The 5,285-nt window shown below is 46.9% G+C and carries 7 protein-coding genes; 5 read left to right on the top strand and 2 right to left on the bottom strand.

The features are described 5' to 3' along the window. Positions 1 to 178: YodC family protein (locus tag HKD21_RS14675; RefSeq protein ID WP_194256244.1), on the bottom strand; the 178-nt coding region annotated here is incomplete at its 3' end. Positions 179 to 632: 454 nt separating this feature from the next. On the opposite strand from HKD21_RS14675, the gene HKD21_RS14145 reads away from it, so the two are divergent. From HKD21_RS14145 to HKD21_RS14125, 5 genes are all read left to right on the top strand, one after another. Next, positions 633 to 1,808, top strand: coding sequence for a hypothetical protein (locus HKD21_RS14145; RefSeq protein WP_194256243.1), 1,176 nt, complete (start codon positions 633 to 635; stop codon positions 1,806 to 1,808). 135 nt (positions 1,809 to 1,943) lie between these two features. Then, on the top strand, positions 1,944 to 3,149 hold the full coding sequence (locus tag HKD21_RS14140) for a plasmid recombination protein (protein WP_194256242.1): 1,206 nt from the start codon (positions 1,944 to 1,946) through the stop codon (positions 3,147 to 3,149). A 150-nt stretch (positions 3,150 to 3,299) separates the two neighbouring features. Then, positions 3,300 to 3,746 (top strand): hypothetical protein, encoded by a 447-nt coding sequence (locus HKD21_RS14135; RefSeq protein ID WP_194256241.1) that lies wholly within the window; start codon positions 3,300 to 3,302, stop codon positions 3,744 to 3,746. Beyond that, positions 3,743 to 4,345, top strand: coding sequence for a recombinase family protein (locus HKD21_RS14130; protein ID WP_194256240.1), 603 nt, complete (start codon positions 3,743 to 3,745; stop codon positions 4,343 to 4,345). The genes HKD21_RS14135 and HKD21_RS14130 overlap by 4 nt, the downstream gene beginning before the upstream one ends. Before the next feature lie 233 nt (positions 4,346 to 4,578). Next, on the top strand, positions 4,579 to 4,989 hold the full coding sequence (locus HKD21_RS14125) for a hypothetical protein (RefSeq protein ID WP_194256239.1): 411 nt from the start codon (positions 4,579 to 4,581) through the stop codon (positions 4,987 to 4,989). A gap of 105 nt (positions 4,990 to 5,094) precedes the next feature. On the opposite strand, the gene HKD21_RS14455 is transcribed toward HKD21_RS14125, so the two are convergent. After that, positions 5,095 to 5,285 (bottom strand): hypothetical protein (locus HKD21_RS14455; RefSeq protein WP_228121525.1); only part of this gene is annotated, 191 nt, incomplete at its 5' end.

Below are 5,285 nucleotides of genomic sequence, written 5' to 3'. Positions count from 1 at the left end.
CTACTTTTGCGGGTGTGGTGGCTTTTTCGAGTTCATGTTCTCGGAAGTCTGCCACCTTTAGCTCGCCGTCTTTATCCCAACGACAGATATATTCCCCTCTAGGGGTTTTTTCCCTGATGGTCATATTAGGACCGCCCGATTTTAAGACAACAATATCACCATTTTCGAACTCGGACATATTAGCTGTTTCCATATGTTTCTATAAGAACAACATGGGAACAGATACTCTGTCAGACAAGGATTCTGGCAAAGTTTCTTGCAAAGCTGATTTTTGTGATAGAATGTTGTGAGACAGGGCTTGAAGCTCGCTGACTATCTTGGCGGAGGTAAGCGAACTACGGGCCACAATGTGGAGAAAGGCCGATGCTTAAAACAAGCGAAAGCCTGTCTCACGTGCATATTATAGCACGAGTTGGGGCAGGATTGCAAAATTATATCTATCAGACCGCCAAGAGGGTTGGTCTGATGTGGTGTGTCTGACATATGAGCGTGTTGCGTCCAGTTCAGTAGGATTCAAGACTGACAATATTTCGGAAATGAATGACAGGCGTTCGCGTCTGTCTGCTCAAACTCGTGTTCTGTCTGACAGATTGGAAGGTCAGGGGATTCCTGCGTATGACCAGACGCAAACGATGTTCACCATTGGCGAGGTCACTGGTGATATTGAACGCATTAACGGACGTTACAGGCATATTCAGCTACTGCCAGAGGTAGCTCAAAAAGACCGCTCTTCGATGGTGAAGGCTCTGACGTATTTCATGCAGAACCATCCCAATCGCAAATATTTCCGTTATGCGGTTCTGACTGCTGGCGAGAGGTGCGAATATGGCGGAAATCTCAAAGAAAAACGTCAAAAACACTATGCGAACGTGCGTCGTTGGTCTCATGAAATCCGAGAACGGTTCGGGATTATCCTGCTCTATCGCGGTGCTGAGTTTACGTTTTCGGATGCTGGCGTTCATGACCATGACAATGTGGTCTATTGGCCGACCAGAAAGCTCGATGCAGAGCAATGGCAGGACTTTCTAACATTCACACGTCGAAGGCTTGGCGGGGTGTGGTGGAAAGATTGTGGGCGTCTGACTGACGTTCGTGAAGTTGTGAAATACATTTGCAAGCTGTCGTCAGACAAAGACGATACAGAGTCTTACGGCATTGATATGCTGTCATCCCAACAGCTCGCTTGGTTTCATAACCAGACATATCGCTCAAAGCTAAGCCAGCCCCTCGGGCCTTTCGCTGATTTTCTTTCAGAGCTTGAACGCGACCGCGAAAAGATTGCGAGGATGCGTTTGCGTGATGGTTCCACGAAGCTCGTTCGCATGAGCAAAGAGCCTAAGCCATTGAAGCCAAAGGAACGAACAGCAGGAAGGCAAGATGCTGAGAATGTCGTGGTCGGTCGTACTCTTCCCTATGCAGGCAAGAGCGGAATCATCGAGACGCATTCGCTTGTCATTGGGTACACGGAAACCCCTGCAACACTGTGCGGAAAATCAGGGCTTCATCTGCTGGAATGCAACAAGAAGCAAGCTCAAGGCTGGGCTGATGCGAACGCTCGTCGAGCGGGTCTTTATATAGTTCACAATAGCACGCCAAGCGTCCAAGCTGGCGTCGGTGAAGTTTCTAAATCGAATAAGAGAAAGCTCAAGAGACCTACGAAAACAGGATTCCAATATTCTGACGGCTATCTGAAACGCCAAAGGGCTTACAAGAGACGCCAAGCCAAGGAAGAGAAGCGAGTTCGTGAGGCTGATTTTCCCGGTGATTGGTCTTCTGATGACCCTCGCTGGATTCCGTGCGTGGCCTGATGCCATTTGTGTAGGTTTTCTAAGCCTCGCAGAGCACACGCATCCCTAACGGAGTGGCCCTGAAAGGGAGGGTGCTAGTGTGTTAGCACCCTGTGCTAATTCTTGGACTACAATGACTCTACGGAGTTTATTGGTATGTCAGAAGGAATATTTTCAGCAGTTCGTTGCTTTAACGTGAAGAGCATTCAAAGCCTTGCGAGTGCTCGTGAACATGCTTTTCGAAGAGATGAAAACAGTCAGAAGCGTGTTGATTTATCACGCACTGATATGAGTTTGGCATCGTCGGAATATGCTCCTGACAATCCCAGGGATGTTGTTCAGGCATTTAAGGGCTTCAAAGAGAGAACAGGAATCAAAGAGCAGAAAGGTGCAAGCGTTGCTCTGCATATGCTCTGTGTTGTTAGTCCTGAATGGTTGGCTGAAACTGGCGACCCACGAGACCCCCAGAACCCCAGAGTTCGGGAGTTGTTTCGTGAATCACAAAAATGGGCTGAGGAGAAGTTTGGCCCTGGTAGTGTGATTGCTTCACGCATGGATATGGATGAAGCAGGTTCGGGCGTTGTTGATGTGTTTGTGTGTCCTTCGTCTGTTGTCAGACAAAAGGGAAGAGATGACAGACACGTCATCAGCACTCGCAAGGCTCTGAAAACAATCCAAAGAGAATATAAAAAAAAGCGGAGCTTTATGGCTTTGCAGGACAGTTTTGCGGAGTACTGTCAGGCCAATCTTGACCCGAAGATTCAGCGAGGCATTCCGAAAGAAACGACACAGCGTGAACACGTTCACGCTGACATATACCGGCCAGCTCAGGAGCAGGCTCGTGAAATTTTGCGAGATGCTGAAGACCAGAAAACGCAAATTTATGAGAATGCGAAAACGGAAGCGATTGAAGATTTTGAATGTAGCTCGTGGGTCAATCGTGTCGCTGTTTCTGCGAAAGCTAAAGAGAAGAAGCAATATGAAAAGGGAAAAGGAGAAGGAAAATCAGAGACAGCTAAAAAGGCCAATAGGTCAATCGGGACATGGAAAGAACAGAACACGAGACAAAAAGAGACGATTAAGAAATTAAGAGAAGAAAGGAACGAGCTTCGGGAATCTTTGAAGAGCGAAAAGAGTAAATCGGCAGAAGCGTCTGAACCATTAAGACAGTTGAGACGTGAAAACGAGGCTTTGAAAACTGGCATAGAACGCACGTTCGAGAGAATGGATATGAGCGGGATAGATATCAATCCATATCTTGATGATATCAAGACAGTAGACCAAGCGTTGAAACTAATATCGAGAGATATCAAGAAGATGATTCAAGGTATGGAAAATAATAAAAATACATTATCGAGGTAATGTTTTTACAATAAAATTGGGGTTAAAAACTTTTTTTATTTATTTTCGCAAAAGGTACACCTTTTGTATTATAATATTTATTAGTCAAACCCCGCATAAATCTAAGGAAGGATAATTGCAAAAGGGTATTGCAAAAAAAGGATTATAAAAATGGAAAAAATATCGGATATATTAAAAGGTGGAATTATTTATAATGACGGTCAGTTTGTTCATTATATAGAACATTTGCATATGCTCAGATATGGTTCGTCTGATGTGTTTGGATTGCTGTTCATAACCATGACTATCGAGCAAGCTAATAGGTGTTTAGACGATAATATCGAAGCATTGAAAAAATTATCACGTCAAAATTATCTTTTCAGAACTCAGCCATATACTATTAATGAAATAGGAAAAACAACAAAAGAAAACTTTGAAGAGAAGAAACTCGACTATATTGTTGATTTGGAGCGTTTTCTTAACAGAAATACGGTCGAGTATTATTTTGGAACTTGCAAGGTACCGTTCAGCGGATGGCAAAAAGGTAGATTTTTCTGGAATGCGTCAATGCGCGATTTCTTCAATGAGAAAAAACATCTTTTTGAAGGTGCGGTATGATTTACGGCTATGCTCGTGTCAGCACGACTGACCAGAAAATAGATATGCAAACAGAGGCGCTTGCGGGTGCTGGTGCTGTGCAGATTTTTGCGGATGAGGGGGTCTCGGGAACGGTTGCAAACCGTCCCGGCCTCACGGAATTGCTTGATATTGTCGGCCCTGGTGACGTTGTTCTGGTGTGGAAGTTGGACAGGCTCGGCAGGTCTGCGAGGAATCTTCTGGAACTGGCTGAACTGCTCAAAAATAAGGGTGTAAGCATCCGAAGCCTTCAGGACGGTATTGATACGTCTGGGCCTCTCGGTGGCTTTCTTCTCACGATTTTAGGGGCGGTCGGAGAACTCGAAAGGGAGACCATTCGGGAGCGTGTAGTGGCTGGAATGTCTGCCGGTCGCAGGCGTGGAGAGCATCAGGGACGTAAGCCGAAGCTATCGCGGTTAGCACGTCAGGACGTTGTTGATTCAGTGGCTCACGGTGTCCAGGTGAAAGACCTGGCGAGGCGGTACAATGTGAATCCTGCGACGATTTATAGGGTTCTCTCTGATGCTGTGCAGGGTGTTGAACGTGGTGATAGGCTGACGCGGAAACAGCTACAAGCTTAAAGAATTCAAGATTTTCAGGTTTAAAAATTGGCGGTTATCCGCCTTTTTTTGTGTCTGACTTTATAGAATTTTTGAGGATATCAACCGAAGGCGAACAGGCCGGACCTGTTCGGTGGCAGAGCCTCGTCATGAAATGACGACAAAGAAGCGAAGAAGTCAGACAATTTTTCGGAATCGTCGGACATATTCCGGTGTATGACTGACGTGTAAACGTGTGGGACAGGATGAGAGAAATGTCAGACAAGAAGAGCGAACAGGCTGACACGCTTCCGGCTTGGTCAATCAGGGGTGTCCCTGGGGATGTTCGGACAGCTACGGGAACACATGCCAAGAAAGCGGGGGTCTCGATTGGCGACTATGTGACGCAAGCCATTCGGGAGAAGATTAAGAACGACCGAAGCGGTGGGAAGAACATAGCAAAGCGTGAGGCTGGGCCTGTGTCTGTCGCTGATGCTGGTTCGCTCATCGACATGATTAGCAAGCTGTCGGGGTCTGGGGTCGAGATACCGAAGGGGCTTCAAAGGTCTGCGGTGTCAGTTTTGAACAAGCTGGCGTCTGACGTGAAGGCGGGACGGTCAGACAAGACAAGCGAAAAGACTGACGCGAAGGAAGAAGAGGAAGACCAGACACCTCCCTCCCCTTAAGCAGAGTCCCATCTTCATGACATGGGAAAGCGTTCAGAGCAGGAGCGAGCGCAGAGCGGGAGCCACGTAGTGCGACGCTTTGCGTCGTCCTGCTGGTGCTGAGGTTCAGGAAGTGACGCGCTGTTGGAAGCTGGCGTTTTGACCCTCTGGTGCTGGGAAAGTATCCAGCGTTTTAGGCTCGTTTTCTACTTTTGCGGGTGTGGTGGCTTTTTCGAGTTCATGTTCTCGGAAGTCTGCCACCTTTAGCTCGCCGTCTTTATCCCAACGACAGATATATTCCCCTCTAGGGGTTTTTT

The organism is Gluconobacter cerevisiae (genome assembly GCF_015244675.1).
In the GTDB taxonomy this organism is placed as follows: domain Bacteria; phylum Pseudomonadota; class Alphaproteobacteria; order Acetobacterales; family Acetobacteraceae; genus Gluconobacter; species Gluconobacter cerevisiae.
This window is presented reverse-complemented; position numbering and strand designations above follow the sequence as displayed.